This is a genomic window from Stenotrophomonas sp. 59, assembly GCF_030291095.1.
In the GTDB taxonomy this organism is placed as follows: Bacteria; Pseudomonadota; Gammaproteobacteria; order Xanthomonadales; family Xanthomonadaceae; genus Stenotrophomonas; species Stenotrophomonas maltophilia_Q.
Window position 1 is genome coordinate 688,048 of record NZ_CP127408.1, and the last position, 16,455, is coordinate 704,502.

Below are 16,455 nucleotides of genomic sequence, written 5' to 3' on the forward strand. Positions count from 1 at the left end.
CTGCAGTGCTGCGGGGTCGGATCCCATTGCACGGCAATGGGCTCCGACCCTCAGCCAGGCGTCATTCCAGCGCGTAGCGCAGGGTGAACAGCACCGCCACCAGCCACACCGCCGGATGCACTTCGCGCCAGCGCCCGGTACCGGCCTTCAGCGCGGCATAGGCGATGAAGCCGAACGCCAGGCCGTTGGCAATCGAGTAGGTGAACGGCATCGCCAGCGCACACAGCGCTGCCGGCACCGATTCGGTCAGGTCGCTCCAGTCCACTTCCACCAGTTCGCGCAGCATCAGGCCGGCCACGAACAGCAGCGCCGGCGCGGTGGCATAGCTGGGCACCATCGCTGCCAGCGGCGAGAACAGCAGTGCGGCCAGGAACAGGGCCGACACCACCAATGCGGTCAGGCCGGTACGGCCGCCCACCTGCACGCCGGAGGCGCTTTCAGCGAAGGCGGTGGTGCTGCTGGTGCCCAGCATCGAGCCTGCAACAATGGCGGTGCTGTCGGCCAGCAGCGCGCGGCCGAAACGCTTCTGCGCGCCCGGCAGTTTCAGCAGGCCGGCGCGGCCGACCACGCCATAAAGCGTGCCGGTGGCATCGAACACTTCCACCAGCACGAACACCAGCACCACCTGCAGCAGCACGGCGATCGGCGCGCCGCCGTCGTGGTGCAGCAGGCCTGGCAGGTCCAGCTGCAGGAAGGTCGGGGCCAGGCTCGGCGGCAGCGAAACCAGGCCCTGGTACTGCACGTCGCCCAGCGCCCAGCCCGCGCCGGTCACGGCCAGGATGCCGATCAGGATCGCACCACGGATGCGCCGCGCTTCCAGCACCGCGATCAGCAGGAAACCGGCCAGCGCCAGCAGCGGCGGCGCGGTGTTCAGCGGGCCCAGCGCCACCAGCGTGTCTTCGTTGCCGACGATGACGCCGGATTTCTGCAGCGCGATGATCGCCAGGAACAAACCGATACCGGCCACGATGGCTGAGCGCAGCGACGAAGGAATGCCCGACACCAGCCATGCGCGCACGCCGGTCAGCGACAGCACCAGGAACACCAGGCCGGAGATGAACACCGCACCGAGCGCCTGCTGCCACGGCAGGCCCGCAGCGCCGACCACGGTGAAGGCGAAGAACGCGTTCAGGCCCATGCCCGGTGCCATGCCGACCGGGAAGTTGGCGGCCAGCGCCATCACCGCAGAACCCAGCGCGGCGGCCAGGCAGGTGGCCACGAACACCGCGCCGGCATCCATGCCGGTGGTGCCGAGGATCTCGGGGTTCACGAAGACGATGTAGGACATCGTCAGGAAGGTGGTGACACCGGCCAGCAGCTCGGTGCGCACGGTGGTGCCGTGCTGCTGCAGCTGGAACAGGCGTTCGAACAGGGACATGGGGAATCTCGCGAAGGCGTCGCCAGCAAGCGGGCGACCCACAAAAGGAGAAAGGCCGCGCGAGCGCGGCCTTTCCGGTTGCCTTACTTCAGCGCCTTGAAGCGCAGGCGCTTCGGCGCCGCGTCGTCGCCCATGCGGCGGCGCTTGTCTTCTTCGTACTCGCGGTAGTTGCCCTGGAAGAACTCCACGTGCGAGTCGCCTTCGAACGCCAGGATGTGGGTCGCGATGCGATCCAGGAACCAGCGGTCATGCGAAATGACGAAGGTGTTGCCCGGGAACTCCAGCAGCGCATCTTCCAGCGCACGCAGGGTTTCGATGTCCAGGTCGTTGGACGGTTCGTCGAGCAGCAGCACGTTGCCACCCTGCAGCAGGGTCTTGGCCATGTGCAGGCGGCCACGCTCACCACCGGACAGCGAACCGACCATCTTCTGCTGGTCCTGGCCCTTGAAGTTGAAGCGGCCGATGTAGGCGCGCGACTGGATCTCGATGCCGTTGATGTTGAGGATGTCCAGGCCGCCAGCGATTTCCTGGAAGACGTTGTGGTTGCCTTCCAGCGCGTCGCGGCTCTGGTCCACGTAGGACAGCTTCACGGTCGGGCCGACCACGATCTCGCCGGTGTCCGGCTTTTCCTGGCCGGTGATCATCTTGAACAGGGTCGACTTACCGGCACCGTTCGGGCCGATGATGCCGACGATGGCGCCGGCCGGCACCAGGAAGCTCAGGTTGTCGAACAGCAGGCGGTCGCCGAACTTCTTGGAGACGTTCTTGAACTCCATCACCGCATTGCCCAGGCGCTCGCCCGGCGGGATGAAGATTTCATTGGTCTCGTTGCGCTTCTGGTAATCGACCGACTGCAGCTCTTCCAGGCGGGCCAGGCGGGCCTTGCCCTTGGTGCGGCCGCCCTTGGCGTTCTGGCGCGACCACTCCAGTTCCTTCTGGATCGCCTTCTGGCGAGCCTTTTCCTGGTTGTCTTCCTGCTTCAGGCGCTCGTCCTTCTGGGTCAGCCAGTCGGTGTAGTTGCCCTTCCACGGAATGCCGCGGCCGCGGTCCAGTTCCAGGATCCACTCGGCGGCGTTGTCCAGGAAGTAGCGATCGTGGGTAACGGCCACCACGGTGCCGGTGTAGCGCGCCAGGAACTGCTCCAGCCATTCCACCGACTCGGCGTCGAGGTGGTTGGTCGGTTCGTCGAGCAGCAGCATGTCCGGCTTCTGCAGCAGCAGGCGGCACAGGGCCACGCGGCGCTTTTCACCGCCGGACAGCTTGCCGACCACGGCATCCCACGGCGGCAGGCGCAGCGCATCGGCGGCCACGTCCAGCTGGTTTTCCAGCGTGTGTGCATCGCCGGCGGCGAGGATCGCCTCCAGGCGCTCCTGTTCCTTGGCCAGCGCGTCGAAGTCGGCGCCTTCCTCGGCGTAGGCCAGGTACACCGCGTCCAGCGCGGCCTGTGCCTGCAGCACTTCGCCCACGCCTTCCTCGACCGCTTCACGCACGGTCTTGGTCGGGTCCAGCTCCGGTTCCTGCGCCAGGTAGCCGACCTTGATGCCCGGCTGCGGGCGGGCTTCGCCCTCGAAATCGGTGTCCACGCCGGCCATGATCTTCAGCACGGTGGACTTGCCGGCGCCGTTCAGGCCCAGCAGGCCGATCTTCGCGCCCGGGAAGAAGGACAGCGAGATGTCCTTGATGATCTGCCGCTTGGGCGGGACCACCTTGGACACGCGGTTCATGGTGTAGATGTATTGCGAGGACATGTGGTCTCCGTAGGCGCGGCCCTGCGCCCGACCCGTCACGGGAACATCCCGTTGCGGCAGCGGGCACAGACTGAAAAGGAATACCGCCAATTATAGCCGGAACCGGTTCCGGGCCGCGCCCGGGAGAGGCCCCCGGGCTGGCCGTGGCCTGAATACTTCGTCACAGTCCTTCAGCGGGAAGCGTTTCCAGCCGGAAACGGTTCAGATCGTATGCGCAATATGGGCTCACCACCCACCCAAGCAGAGGTCAGACATGCGCATCAATCGAGTAATGGCCAGTGCCGTGGCCTCTGTGCTGGCCTTCGGCGCCGTGGCCCCGGCCTTCGCCGACAACGACCACCGCGGTCGCGACCATGACCGCCGCGAGTGGCGGGAGGATCGCCGTGAGTGGCGCCAGGACCGCCGTGACTGGGAGCGCGACCGCCGCGAGGCGCGGCGCGACTACCGCCAGGATCGCCGCGAGTGGCACCGCGACCATGACCGCTACTACCGCCCGGCGCCGCCGCGCGTGGTGTACCGCCCGGCACCGCCGCCGCCGCGCTATGGCGGCTACGGCTGGCGGGTCGGTTCCCCCTACCGCGACTACTACCGTGGCCCGGTCTACGTGGTGAACGACTACCCGCGCTACCACCTGCGCCGCCCGCCGTATGGGCATCACTGGATCCGCGACGACCACGGCAACATGCTGCTGGTGGCCATCGCCACCGGCGTGATCGCCCAGTACGTGCTCAGCGGGCGCTGAGGATCGCGGCCGGGGTCGGATCCCTTTCCAACGGAAAGGGCTCTGACCCCACACCATCAATCGAAACCATACGGGGCCGGATTCCTTCGGGGATGCCGGCCCCGTCCGTTTCGGCCCCAGCGGCGCGGGGCTACAATCAAGGGCTGAGCCGTACCCCTTTTCCCTGCCTGCTGGAGTACCCGATGTTCCCGCGTGACGTCCGCATCGAATCCTACGATCCCGAACTGGCCAAGGCCATCGCCGCTGAAACCCAGCGCCAGGAAGACCACGTCGAGCTGATCGCCAGCGAGAACTACACCAGCCCGGCGGTGATGGAAGCCCAGGGCAGCCAGCTGACCAACAAGTACGCCGAAGGCTACCCGGGCAAGCGCTACTACGGTGGCTGCGAATACGTGGACATCGCCGAGCAGCTGGCCATCGACCGCCTGAAGCAGCTGTTCGGTGCCGACTACGCCAACGTGCAGCCGCACAGCGGTTCGCAGGCCAACCAGGCGGTGTACTTCGCGCTGCTGCAGCCGGGTGACACCATCCTCGGCATGAGCCTCGCCCACGGCGGCCACCTCACCCACGGCGCCAAGGTGAATGCCTCGGGCAAGCTGTTCAACGCCGTGCAGTACGGCGTGAACGATCAGGGCCTGATCGATTACGACGAAGTCGAGCGCCTGGCCCTGGAGCACAAGCCGAAGATGGTTGTGGCCGGTTTCTCGGCGTACTCGCAGGTGATCGACTGGGCGCGCTTCCGCGCCATCGCCGACAAGGTCGGTGCCTACCTGTTCGTTGACATGGCACACGTGGCCGGTCTGGTCGCCGCCGGCGTCTACCCGAGCCCGCTGGAACACGCCCACGTGGTGACCTCCACCACCCACAAGACCCTGCGTGGCCCGCGCGGCGGCATCATCGTCGCCAAGGGCGCCGATGAGGACCTGGTCAAGAAGCTGCAGTCGATCGTGTTCCCGGGCATCCAGGGCGGTCCGCTGATGCACGTCATCGCCGGCAAGGCCGTGGCCTTCAAGGAAGCGCTGGAACCGGGCTTCAAGGCCTACCAGCAGCAGGTGGTGAAGAACGCCCAGGCGATGGCCAACACGCTGATCGCGCGCGGCTACAAAATCGTCTCCGGCGGCACCCAGAACCACCTCATGCTGGTGGACATGATCGGCAAGGACGTGTCCGGCAAGGATGCGGAAGCTGCACTGGGCAAGGCGCACATCACCGTCAACAAGAACTCGGTGCCGAACGACCCGCGTTCGCCGTTCGTCACTTCGGGCCTGCGCCTGGGCACCCCGGCGGTGACCACCCGCGGCTACGTGGAACAGGACTGCGTGGACCTGGCCAACTGGATCGCCGACGTGCTGGACGCGCCGAACGACGACGCCGTCATCGCCCGCGTGCGCGACGCCGTCAGCGCGCAGTGCCGCAAGTACCCCGTCTACGGCTGATCGAAACAGGGGTCGGTTCCCTTCCCGCAGGGAGGGGAACCGACCCCGGTATTGGAGCAACCGCGCATGGATGAGCGCCGCCTCAAGTATCTGTACGTGGTGCTGGCCGCGCTGTTCGGCCTGCCCAGTCTTTTCATGGGCGGTGTCGGCGCCTGCATCGCCCTGGTCATGGGGGTGATCGGCCTGGTCTCGCTGGATGCTGACAAGCTGTGGTTCGCTGCCGTCATGTGTGTCTGGGGAACGGCCGCACTTGCCGGCCTGGTGGCCTGGGTCGCGCTCAGCGTCATCTGGTTGCGTGATGGACTGCAGGGCCTGCGCACCGCCTCGCCACGCTGGTGGTGGTTGTTGGGCATCGGCGTGCTGGCGGGCCTGCCGTTGCTGGGATTGGCGATATATACCTTCTCCGGGCTGGGCCCGGCGGTGGTGAGCGGTCTCTTCGCTGGGCCGTCGCTGCTGGTGCCCACAGGCATGCTGATGCTCCTGCGTGCGCGTGCCGATGCCGTGGATGTGCCGCCCGTGCGAGCACGGGTATCGGAGTAATCGCGCATGGATGAGCGCCGCCTCAAATACCTGTATGCCGCGTTGGCGGTACTGCTCGGCCTGCCCAGCCTGGCGATGGGCGGCGCGGTCGCGGTGATGTTCCTGGTTGTTGGCCTGCAATCCTTCGGCGGCAACCGCTCCCCCGATCTGGTGCCACTGCTGTGGGGCCTGGCCGGCGTGGCGGGTTGCCTGGCCTGGCTGTGGCTCAGCGCCGGCTACCTGCTGCAGGGCCGGGCCGGCCTGCAGGTGCGCGCGATCTGGTGGTGGCTGCTGCTGGCCGGTGGGCTGGCCGCGCTGCCGGTTCTCTGGATGACCGCATGGTTCGGCTTCCAGCAGGGGGGCACCGCGTTGGAACTATTGCTTCTGGGACCGTCGATGCTGGTACCGGCTGCCATGCTGGTGTGGCTCAAACGCCGCGCCTGACGCGGCCAATCAAAGGGAATGGAACGCATGGATGAGCAGCAGCACAAACGATGGATGGGGATAGCGGGTCTGCTGGTGGGCCTGCCCACCGCGGCGGCGGGCGGCACCGTGGCGGTGCTGGGCCTGATTTTCGTAATGGATGGCAAGTACCTGTCCGGCAACGAGCCCACGGTGATCGTGCTGTGGTCGCTGGCCGGGCTTCTCGGTCTGTTGTCCTGGATGTGGCTGACCGGGCTCTTCCTGTGGCGCGGCCGCGATGGCCTTCGCCACTCTCCGGTCGTTGCATGGGTGGGGCTGGTGCTGGGGACCCTCGCCGCGCTGGGCGTGGTCGCCGCCACGCTGTATTTCACCTTCAAGCATGGTGAGATAACGACGCTGGCCTTCTTCGGGCTTGGCCCGCCGTTGCTGGTGATGGCGGGGCACCTGGCGTGGCTGCGCTGGGGACGGTCTGCCCCTGATGTCGGCAAGGCGGGCTGAGCCTCCCGCCACGCGCGCGCTGGGCGCGCTGCGCAGGCACTTCTGCGCAGACAGCATTTGCTGCTGAACGCCTTCTCAGGTACCTTTGCGACGCTGCCATGACCGTGGCATCTAGGTTGCCCCCTGAGCCAGGCGTTCCATGCATTGCCCCTTCTGCCAACATGCCGATACCCGGGTCATCGACTCGCGCGTCTCTGAAGACGGCGCGACGATCCGTCGTCGGCGTGAGTGCGAGGCCTGTGGCGAGCGCTTCAGCACCATGGAAACGGTTGAACTGAAGCTGCCGGCCATCGTCAAGAGCGATGGCACCCGCGAAGCGTTTGACCAGCGCAAGGTCCGCGCCGGCTTCGACCGCGCGCTGCAGAAGCGTGCCGTGGCCGAAGACAAGATCGAGGCGGCGGTGCGCGCGGTGGTTCACCAGTTGCGCATCAGCGGCGAGCGCGAAGTGCCTTCGATCAAGGTCGGCGAGTTCGTGATGAACGAACTGCGCAAGCTCGATCATGTGGGCTATGTGCGCTTCGCATCGGTGTACCGCAGCTTCGAGGACGTGGCCGATTTCCGCGAGGAGATCGAGAAGCTGGAACGTGATCTGCCGTCCAGTACCGAACAGCTGCAGCTGCTGGGCGACGTGATTGCCCTGACCAAGAAGAAGAAGGGCTGACGCCCCGATAGTTGCCAACCTTGGTTGGCGCTGAGACACCCATCCACGCGTGGCGTGGATCTACTTTGCTCTGGTGGGTGCCAACCTTGGTTGGCGCGGAGACACCCATCCACGCATGGCGTGCATCCCCGCCGGCGGCGTTACCATGGCGGCATGAGCACCCCGTTCTCTGTCCTCGACCACCTGCACATGGCCAACGCACTGCGCCTGGCCGAGCGTGCCGCCTACACCACCCGCCCCAATCCGATGGTCGGCTGCGTGATCGCCCATGGCGAACGCGTGGTCGGGCAGGGCTGGCACCAGCGCGCCGGCGGCCCGCATGCCGAAGTGTTCGCCCTGCGCGAGGCCGGCAGCGAAGCACGCGGTGCCACCGCCTACGTCACCCTGGAACCCTGCGCGCACTATGGGCGCACGCCGCCCTGCGCGCTGGCGCTGATCGAAGCGGGCGTGTCGCGCGTGGTTGCGGCGATGCGCGATCCGTTCCCGAAGGTCGATGGCGGTGGCTTCGATCTGCTGCGCAACGCCGGCATCGATGTCGACGAAGGGCTGATGGCTGCGCAGGCGCGGGAGCTCAACAAGGGTTATCTGTCGCGCGTGGAGCGCAACCGCCCGTGGCTGCGGGTGAAGCTGGCCGCCAGCCTGGATGGCCGCACCGCGATGGCCGACGGCAGCTCCAAGTGGATTACCGGCCCGGCCGCGCGCGAGGATGTGCAGCACTGGCGTGCTCGCGCCGGCGCGATCCTGACCGGCGCCGACACCGTGCTGGCCGACGACCCGATGCTGACCGTACGCCTGGCCGATACCGACGTGATGCCGCCGCTGCGCGTGGTGCTGGATTCGCGCCTGCGTTCGCTGGAATGCAGCCGTGTGCGCGAGGGTGGGGCGCCGACGTTGTACCTGCATGACGCAGCAGTAAGCGCACCGGATGCGGCCGACGCCGAATTTGCCAGCGTGCCGGGCAGCGGTGGCAGTTTGGACCTTGGTGCGGTGCTGGTCCTGCTGGCCGAGCGTGGCATCAACGAAGTGCATACCGAGGCCGGAGCCACCCTGGCCGGTGCACTGTTGCGCGGCGGCTGGGTGGATGAGTTGTTGCTCTACCAGGCGCCGACGCTGCTGGGCGATACCGGCCGCCCGCTGCTGGCTGGCCTCGGCATCGAGGCGATGGACCAGCAGCACCGGCTGCGCGTGGTGGATCAACGCCAGGTGGGTGAGGACATGCGTCTGCTGCTGCGGCCGTAACGCAAGCCGATAATGTCGCGTCGTACCCGCTGGATGTGGCATCAAGGTTGGCGGGGCGAATGATCGCTGCGCATGTTGCAAGGCTCACAGGTCTCCAATGGCCTCCCAGGCATTTGCCGTACGCGTAGTTCATCAGCCCTGACCGCACGTGCACCTTGCCGGGCCCTGTTTCATGGGCATGTCAGGCCGCTGTATTCGAAATGAAGATAGGGCGATACCTGGTTGTTGCAGTAGGTCAATAGCTGGTGCTCATCCATGCCTTTCGCCGCATCCAGTATTTCGGCCTGGAGGGCATTGAAATGACCGATGCGATGCGGTGCCTGCTGGCTCACGCAGTTGCGGAGCCGATGCAGCGGCCAGTCACATGCAACCGATCCTGTGAGCGTGGGCGCTTCCTCCTCCAGCATGCGCCGGTCCCAGCCGTGGTAGGGAATGAAGGCGTCGAGCAGCTTCGCTTCCAGGCTGTTGGCACTGCCGCTGAGCCACGCGCCCTGGCCATGTCGGAAGAACTCCAGATCCCCGGAAATGCTGCGCGATCCTGATCCCCTCAGTATCCTGACCTGGCGACGGAAGATGTCGGCCATCTCGGCGGGAGCCGCAGCCCTGGAACCTGCCTTTGTTGCCTCCCGGTACCTGGCGTACAGTGGAGTCAGGTCGGGAACAGAGCAGCGATAGGACAACGTCGCTGTATTGGCGGTGGGGCCGGCGCGGGTGGAGAGCGCGGTACAGGTCACGCGGCCCAGCCTGTCCAGCGATGCAGCGCCGATGCCGGGTGATTCAAAGCCAGCAGGCACCAGGAAGCGTTCGGCGGCCTCGTCATCGCCAATGCGCGCTCGCACTTCCTGCAGCCGATCGAGATAGCCTGGGGGCTGGAACGTACCCTTCCACTGCGCGTCGAGGGTGCGGCGGGCAACCGGGTCGGCAGCGAGCAGAAGCGAAAGATAAAGCCGGAAATTGGCGTCAATACCTGCGGTGATCTCGCCCGACGGCAGCGCATGCGCACGCCGCGTGGACGCATCGGGCGAGGCCAGGGCAGAGAGTGGCGCGCAGGTCAGTACGAGCAGCCGCATCATTTTCACGGGTGGACTCATGGTCGATGGTGTTCCTGGAGTGCACGGCAGTGCGAGCGAGCCTCGTCGGGTCCCATCCCGCTGACCGTCTCTTCCAGGACATTCTGAAAGGTCGCGTCGTCTGATGAGGGATCGACGGGTTCGTGAATCCGTGCGGCTTTCAGTCGTGCGTCAAGCAGCAGGTCACACGCAGGAATGCCCGTACGGGCAGTGATGGACTCTGCCTCGATGCGCTCATTCCATTCCCGGAACGGCAGCATCTTCTGAAGCAGCGCCAGCCCGAGGAACATCATGTCGATACTGACCCAGGGACCGCCTTCGCCAGCACGGAAGAACTCCGCCGTGGTGGCGAACGTGCTGTTGGGAGCTTGGATCAGCACTTGGGCAAATGCCATTTTCGCGGGTTGGATGGACGCTACTGCATCCACGGCCACGAATTGTTCGCGATGCTCGCGATAGGTCGCGAAGAAGCTGGAGACGTCTGGAACCCCGCAGTGGTAGCGGATCGTCACACGATCGGGAGAGCCGCTATCGGCGCGCTCGACCTCCTTGCAACGGATGGAGTGCCACCTGGCTTTGACAGCCATGACGATCGGGTCATTGCTTTCCAGCGCAGGCCATTGATGGATGTAGAGCACGTCTACGGCATCTCCGATTCCGGGGAACGCATGTTGATTGGCTGTCTGCAGACTTTTCCTCAGTGCGGTTCTGGCTCGCTCGTCATCCTGGGTGACCACGAGCACGTACGCGTCAAAGGTTTCTTCCAGCGAGAGCTCGCCCATGGGCACGTCGGTCGCGGACAGCGACGTGCCGAGCAATCCGGTGATGATCGGTTTCAGCATGGCACGGCCGCATCGCGTGAAATGGAACGCGAGGATCCTTGTACGTGGACCCCGGGTCCATGCAAGAAATCCGAAATTGCAGGCCAGTGGCCCCAGGTGCACGGGAGCGGTGAGTTTGATTTTCTGTGCCCGTTGCGCTCGAGCAACAACGCGCACACAGTTGGGCTGTCCATTGCAAGACATGTCAGAGCCGCTGCGGACGGCTTTCCATTGCGGGCTGTCGATCAGGCCAGTCCTTCGTTGCCGGCCTTCATTGCAGCTTCTGGTCATTCGACCCAGCGCGTCGCCGCGCATTCTGGCTGGCGCAGCGATGGCGATCATCGGTGATCCTTTGCTGGACGAGAGGACACGGCAGCTCGAACTGCAGACGCTGGGTGCTGAGGTTGCCTCGCGGACATCCATCTATCCGCACGCCGGCCTGACAGGCCGCGCGGGAGCCTCGACACACGGGAGGAACAGCTGTGCGGTCGAGGTGATGATCCGGATGTAGCCTTCGCGGCAGACCTCGATATCGCCAATGGGCTGGACGATGTGCTGAGCTGCAGGGCCGACGCTCTTCGCGGCTACACCGCCGGTTTGGAGGGGGCGTGTCAGTGCGCACCACAGGCGTGCGCTTGAAGGTCTGGAAGGAGAGGGAGGAAGAAGGCTATCGCTGGTGGAAGCCGCCGGCGCCGGGCATGATCACCGGCAGGCCCGTCTCATGTGTCCTGGTACCCGGGAGGCCGCCGCATCGCTATGAGTACCGGCAGAATTGCCCGAAGTCCGGCGAGCAACCGGACGATGACGGGGAAGAGCGACGGCAGCGAGGTGTCGCCGGACAGCCTGGCGGCAGCACCTGTCGATCCATCCGGACGTGCCCTTGCTTGGCGAGGTGAAGCCGGGCGATTTCCGCAGGTCGTCGCCATTACTCGCATTGATCATTCCACAGGGCTTTGGCCCTTGAGCGGAGAACCGCACACTCTTTCACAAGTGCTTCCTCCGGAATTTCCCTGCTCAATCTGCTCACGGTTCTGGCAAGGTCACGTGCGCCACCCAGCTCCTGCGGCGCAATGCGTGCCATGCAGTGACGATGCTGCTGCACAAGATCGTCGCATTCCATGATGCCGGTCATCTGCGCAACGGCGTCATCGGTAGCAGTGCGATACAGTCGCCGCGGATGCGCGATAAGCGCTTCGATCAGGACACCGTAGACGTCAGTTTCGACGCGGATGTGTGAGAAATCATCGTTCGGATGTTTCGATTCTTCGCTGTGCCAATCGGGCTCCCGAGCGGTCGATACCAGACGGGTGGTGCCGCTGATCTCGTGGAAGGGGCCATCGCGGAGCACCGAGAGGTAGGCTTTCCAGAAACGTTGATCGCTCTGCTCGCTGTCATCGAAGACGGTGGCCTCGGACAGATGCCGAAGACGCTCGACATCGCCTACGCGGCAGGTGAAGTACACGTCGGCAACCCGCATGTCTTCGGTCAGGCTGTGCCACACCTCACTCCGATCTGGCTGGCATCGGCTGTTCGCCAGAACCTGCAGCGCCCAGGCAAGATGCGGCGAGTCCACGCCATCAACCGGATCGGCATGGCGCTTGATGTCTCTCGACCAGGTTGCCAACAACAGTGCCATCGGCGGGGCGTCGACAGGAACATTGGCTGTTTCCGTCCGGCTGTCCTTACGCTGCTGGCCGAGCATCTGCAGTGCGAGGTCGTTGCTCTCCCGCATTGCCCGCAGGTGGCCGGAGAAGGCGTCTTCTGGCGCTGTCTCGCCGGCGGTTGCCGAAGGCAGATGCATGCCCAAGGCAAGCAGGCAGAGGAGAAGACGGCGCATGGCGATTCCATCGAGACGGGGCGGAGAGAATGCTCCCCGCCCCATGGCCTGTCCATGCAACTAATCCGAACGTGCGGTCTGGGTTTCGCCGGACTCCGCTGATGCCGTAGCGCTCAGTTCCTGCGTTCTCACGCGCATTCGTCGGTCCACATCATCTCGGCGATCGGGCGCAGTGCCTTGCACTCCTGCGTCATCTCCTCGGCCGATTGCACCTGTGCCTTGGCCTTCAGTTCCTCGGCCATCGCATCCACGCCGCTGATCTGCTCCGGCGCGATCTTCGCCACGCAGGCGCGGTGCTGCTGCAACAGCAGGTCGCAGCCCGGTACGCCGGTCACCTTCGGTGCGCTGGCGGCCTCCACGTCCTGCATCCAGTCCTCGAACGGGGCCAGTGCACCGGCCACGGTGCCCACCAGGTCATCGAAATTGCCGCTGTACCAATAGCCGTTGTCCTTGGCCGGGTACAGGGTGAAGGTGCCGCTGACCGGCACGCGCGCGCCGCTCCGCAGCGCCTGGGTATAGGCATCGGTGAACTGCTTTCGCGAGGCCGGGCTGGCATCGGCGGCCAGGCTGGCAGCAAACAGCGGGCGCACCTTGCCCAGGTCGGGCACCTGGCAGCTGAAGCTGATGCGCGCCAGCTTCTGGTCTTCAACGTACTCGTTGTCTTCGATCACGCTCTTGGTCGCGCGGCACTTCGAATCGCGCAGGGCCTTGGCGTACAGCGCTTCGGCGGCGGCAGCGTCGGTCTTGTCACCGGCGCTGGCCAGCACGGTCTGCCACGGCTCGGCCAGGGCCTTGGCCAGCGCACCCGGGGTCGGGGTCACAGCGTCCTGGCCTTCAAAGGCGGGTTTCAGCGCATCGTTGAGCGTGCGGGTAGCAGCCGCGTCGTCTTCCAGCAGGGTGCGCGCGTACAGGTCAAATGCCTGCTCGGGGGTCAGCTGGGCCGATGCAGCGCCGGCCATCAGCGGGGCGCACAGCACGGCGCTGGCCAGCAGGGTACGGGTGAAGGTCTTCATGACAGTGTTTTCCTGTTCCAGAGGCGCGCAAGCCTAGCGCATCCCGCAGTACTTTCGATGGCGACCAGCGGTCACATGGCGGTTGCACACCGGCCAAAAAAACGGGCCCCTTGCGGGGCCCGTTCGACCGCTCGACGAGAAGCGATCGTTGGATCAGAAGCTGGCGCGCACGCCAACCGAGTACTGGGTGACGTCGCGGTAGCCGGAGATCTCGCCCACCAGGCCCCAGGTCTTGGTGAAGTTGATCTGGCCGCCGACGGTGCCGACCCAGGTGCCCTTGAAGTTGTTGCCGCCATCCATGTAGCCGGCCTTGGCCCAGGCTTCGGTCATGCGCGACGGCTTGCCGCGGATACCCATGGTGACGCGGCCCAGATTGGTGTGGTCCTTGCCGTGGTAACGCGCGCCGTCATAGCGCAGGGTCGATTCGGCGTTCTGGCGCACCCAGGCGGCATCGGCGGTGAAGTCCACGCGGTCGGTCCACGGCATGTGGTAACCAATGCCCAGCTCCGGCTGGTTCAGTTCCAGCTTCAGCGAATCTTCGCCGTAATGGCGGGTCTTGCTGGTACGCGACCAGCCGCCGAACACGTAGACCTGTTCGGCCAGCGCGACCGAACCACGCAGGTAGCCGCCGTCGACCTTCGGGTCGTCCAGTGCGTTGTCGTCAACCTTGACCTGCGTCCAGCCGCCTTCAACGTAGGTGTAGCTCAGGGCGTCGGCCGACGCGGTGAACGGGGCGGCGGCCAGCAGGGCAGCCACGATCAGGATCTTGCGCATGGGAATTCCTGTGAATTTCAGTCCATTGGCGGGCCTGCCCTTGCGGCTGCCCGTGGCGACATCATGTCGTCCGGGGCAGAATTTTAATGAAAGTTTTACAAATTGCGAGCGACGGCCGTCACAGCTGTGGCATCCGACCCCGTTCAGCCTGGGCTGTTACACTGGCTACGCCGGTTCGCCGGTACACAAACGTCTTCAGGGCGGGGTGCAATTCCCCACCGGCGGTAGGTGCGCAAGCACGAGCCCGCGAGCGCCCCGGCCCACGGCCGGGGGTCAGCAGATCCGGTCCAATGCCGGAGCCGACGGTCATAGTCCGGATGAAAGAAGACGGTGCCACAGGGCGTATGCCCTGTGCGTGCCTGTTTGCCTTGCGGCGTTTTTCGCTCACATTCCGCGGAGAACGTTACTTGTTTACTGGAATCATCGAAGGCGTCGGCCGTCTGGCTGCACGCGACCCCATCGGCGGCGATGTCCGCTTCACCTTCAATGTCGGGAATCTGCCGTTCGACAACGTGCAGATGGGCGAGAGCATTGCCATCAACGGCGTCTGCCTCACCGTCATCGCATTCGACACCAACAGCTTCCAGGCCGATGCCTCCACCGAGACCCTGGGCCTGACCACGCTGGGCCAGCTGGGCGAGGGTGCGGTCATCAACCTGGAGCGCGCCATGCGCCCGACCGACCGCCTCGGCGGCCATCTGGTCAGCGGCCACGTCGATGGCCTGGGCCAGGTGCTGTCCATCCACGAAGACGCGCGTGCCCAGCGCTGGCGTTTCGCCGCGCCGGCCTCGCTGCGCCGCTATATCGCCAAGAAGGGCTCGGTCTGCGTGGACGGCGTCAGCCTCACCGTCAACGAAGTGGACGATGAAGGCTTCGAAGTCGCCCTCATTCCGCACACTGTCGCCAATACCGCATTCTCCGCCACCGGCGTGGGCAGCGCGGTCAATCTTGAAATCGATCTGGTCGCCCGCTATGTGGAGCGGTTGATCAGCGTGCCGGCCAACGGTCAGCACCCGCACGGAGATGCAGCATGAATTTCGCCCCGATTCCGGAAATCCTGGAAGACATCCGCCTGGGCCGCATGGTGGTCATCGTCGATGACGAGGACCGCGAGAACGAAGGCGACCTGATCATGGCCGCCGAGCTGGTCAAGGCCAGCGACATCAACTTCATGGTCACCCACGGCCGTGGCCTGGTGTGCCTGCCGCTGAACCGTACCCGCGCTGCCGATCTGGGCCTGGCGCCGATGGTGCAGGCCAATACCGCGCAGTTCCAGACCAACTTCACGGTCAGCATCGAGGCCGCCGAGGGCGTCACCACCGGCATTTCGGCGCACGACCGCGCCCATACCATCCGTACCGCGGTGAAGCCCAACGCCAAGCCGTCGGACCTGCACCAGCCGGGCCACATCTTCCCGCTGATTGCCCAGCCGGGCGGCGTGCTGACCCGCGCCGGCCACACCGAAGCCGCGGTGGACATGGCCATGCTGGCCGGGCTGGAGCCGGCCGGCGTGCTGGTGGAGATCCTGAACCCGGATGGCAGCATGGCGCGCCGCCCGGAGCTGGAAGTGTTTGCGCGCGAGCACGGGCTGAAGATGGGTTCCATCGCCGACCTGATCGCCTACCGCCTGGCCACCGAAAAGACCGTTGAACGCGTGGACGAGCGCGAGATCGACACCGAATTCGGTCCGTTCAAGCTGGTGACCTACCGCGACCGCATCGCCCACGACCTGCATTTCGCCCTGGTGCGTGGCACGCCGGATGCCGACACCCCCACGCTGGTGCGGGTGCAGGTGGAAAATCCGCTGGCCGACCTGCTGCACTGGCGCCGTGACGATTTCGGCGTGGCCGCCACCGATGCCCTGCGTGCCATCGACGCCGAAGGCAGTGGCGTGATGGTGGTGCTGCAGGCCCCGCGTGATGGCGAGGCCCTGCTGGCCCGCCTGCGCCAGCAGCCGGCGCCTGTGGTGCCGGGCAAGGACAAGGACGTGAGCCAGTGGCGCCGCAACGGTGCCGGCGCGCAGATCCTGTCCGACCTGGGCCTGGGCAAGCTGCGCGTGCTGGGCACCCCGCGCCGCCAGATCGGCCTGGCCGGGTACGGCCTGGAAGTGGTGGAGACGGTGGGCTGCTGAGGCCATGGGGAACCCTTGTAGAGCCGAGCCATGCTCGCCTTGCGCGCAGCGCGGGTTCTCCCGTCCGGTGGCAGACAGGGCAGCTGAGCATGGCTCGGCTCTACAGAAGGCCCTCTGAGGTTGCCGGCCAGCGGCCGGCACTACCTCCGCCAACGGTGGGTGCCG

Annotated in this window: 16 protein-coding genes and 1 riboswitch; of the genes, 9 read left to right on the forward strand and 7 right to left on the reverse strand. The window is 65.8% G+C overall.

Annotated features, from left to right (window positions below):
* Positions 1–61 precede the first annotated feature (61 nt).
* Positions 62–1,378 carry an NCS2 family permease gene (locus QP552_RS03005; RefSeq protein ID WP_005408048.1) on the reverse strand — a complete coding sequence of 439 codons (1,317 nt, stop codon included), beginning with the start codon at positions 1,376–1,378 and terminating at the stop codon, positions 62–64.
* An 83-nt stretch (positions 1,379–1,461) separates the two neighbouring features.
* A complete protein-coding gene (gene ettA / locus QP552_RS03010; protein WP_005412220.1) occupies positions 1,462–3,126 on the reverse strand; it encodes an energy-dependent translational throttle protein EttA in 1,665 nt (554 codons plus the stop codon).
* Positions 3,127–3,379: 253 nt separating this feature from the next.
* On the opposite strand from ettA, the gene QP552_RS03015 reads away from it, so the two are divergent.
* The 7 genes from QP552_RS03015 (at position 3,380) to ribD (ending at position 8,644) form a co-directional block, all read left to right on the forward strand.
* Positions 3,380–3,868 (forward strand): RcnB family protein, encoded by a 489-nt coding sequence (locus QP552_RS03015; protein WP_286074948.1) that lies wholly within the window; start codon positions 3,380–3,382, stop codon positions 3,866–3,868.
* A 182-nt stretch (positions 3,869–4,050) separates the two neighbouring features.
* Positions 4,051–5,304, forward strand: coding sequence for a serine hydroxymethyltransferase (gene glyA / locus QP552_RS03020; RefSeq protein WP_010481990.1), 1,254 nt, complete (start codon positions 4,051–4,053; stop codon positions 5,302–5,304).
* Between the two features lie 66 nt (positions 5,305–5,370).
* Positions 5,371–5,844 (forward strand): hypothetical protein, encoded by a 474-nt coding sequence (locus QP552_RS03025; RefSeq protein WP_286074951.1) that lies wholly within the window; start codon positions 5,371–5,373, stop codon positions 5,842–5,844.
* 6 nt (positions 5,845–5,850) lie between these two features.
* Positions 5,851–6,267: a hypothetical protein gene (locus QP552_RS03030; protein WP_286074952.1), complete on the forward strand. Its 417-nt coding sequence runs from the start codon at positions 5,851–5,853 to the stop codon at positions 6,265–6,267.
* 27 nt (positions 6,268–6,294) lie between these two features.
* Entirely contained in the window at positions 6,295–6,744 is a 450-nt protein-coding gene (locus tag QP552_RS03035) for a hypothetical protein (protein ID WP_111113693.1), read from the forward strand.
* 139 nt (positions 6,745–6,883) lie between these two features.
* Entirely contained in the window at positions 6,884–7,405 is a 522-nt protein-coding gene (nrdR, locus tag QP552_RS03040) for a transcriptional regulator NrdR (protein WP_004143350.1), read from the forward strand.
* A 153-nt stretch (positions 7,406–7,558) separates the two neighbouring features.
* A complete protein-coding gene (gene ribD / locus QP552_RS03045) occupies positions 7,559–8,644 on the forward strand; it encodes a bifunctional diaminohydroxyphosphoribosylaminopyrimidine deaminase/5-amino-6-(5-phosphoribosylamino)uracil reductase RibD (RefSeq protein ID WP_111111069.1) in 1,086 nt (361 codons plus the stop codon).
* Positions 8,645–8,814: 170 nt separating this feature from the next.
* On the opposite strand, the gene QP552_RS03050 is transcribed toward ribD, so the two are convergent.
* The 5 genes from QP552_RS03050 to QP552_RS03070 form a co-directional block, all read right to left on the reverse strand.
* A complete protein-coding gene (locus QP552_RS03050) occupies positions 8,815–9,735 on the reverse strand; it encodes a hypothetical protein (RefSeq protein ID WP_146260270.1) in 921 nt (306 codons plus the stop codon).
* A complete protein-coding gene (locus QP552_RS03055) occupies positions 9,732–10,877 on the reverse strand; it encodes a hypothetical protein (protein WP_286074953.1) in 1,146 nt (381 codons plus the stop codon). The genes QP552_RS03050 and QP552_RS03055 overlap by 4 nt, the downstream gene beginning before the upstream one ends.
* 583 nt (positions 10,878–11,460) lie before the next feature.
* Complete coding sequence (locus QP552_RS03060; protein ID WP_286074954.1) at positions 11,461–12,372, reverse strand: hypothetical protein; 912 nt, start codon at positions 12,370–12,372, stop codon at positions 11,461–11,463.
* A gap of 128 nt (positions 12,373–12,500) precedes the next feature.
* Positions 12,501–13,385 carry a hypothetical protein gene (locus tag QP552_RS03065; protein ID WP_111111059.1) on the reverse strand — a complete coding sequence of 295 codons (885 nt, stop codon included), beginning with the start codon at positions 13,383–13,385 and terminating at the stop codon, positions 12,501–12,503.
* A 153-nt stretch (positions 13,386–13,538) separates the two neighbouring features.
* Positions 13,539–14,159, reverse strand: a complete 621-nt coding sequence (locus tag QP552_RS03070; RefSeq protein WP_286074955.1) for a hypothetical protein — start codon at positions 14,157–14,159, stop codon at positions 13,539–13,541.
* Positions 14,160–14,346: 187 nt separating this feature from the next.
* Positions 14,347–14,492: riboswitch (FMN riboswitch) on the forward strand.
* Positions 14,493–14,566: 74 nt separating this feature from the next.
* Between QP552_RS03070 and QP552_RS03075 the strand changes: the two genes are divergently transcribed.
* Complete coding sequence (locus tag QP552_RS03075; RefSeq protein WP_286074957.1) at positions 14,567–15,193, forward strand: riboflavin synthase; 627 nt, start codon at positions 14,567–14,569, stop codon at positions 15,191–15,193.
* Positions 15,190–16,290, forward strand: a complete 1,101-nt coding sequence (ribB, locus tag QP552_RS03080) for a 3,4-dihydroxy-2-butanone-4-phosphate synthase (RefSeq protein ID WP_111111053.1) — start codon at positions 15,190–15,192, stop codon at positions 16,288–16,290. Before QP552_RS03075 ends, ribB begins: the two co-directional genes overlap by 4 nt.
* The last annotated feature ends 165 nt before the right edge of the window (positions 16,291–16,455 follow it).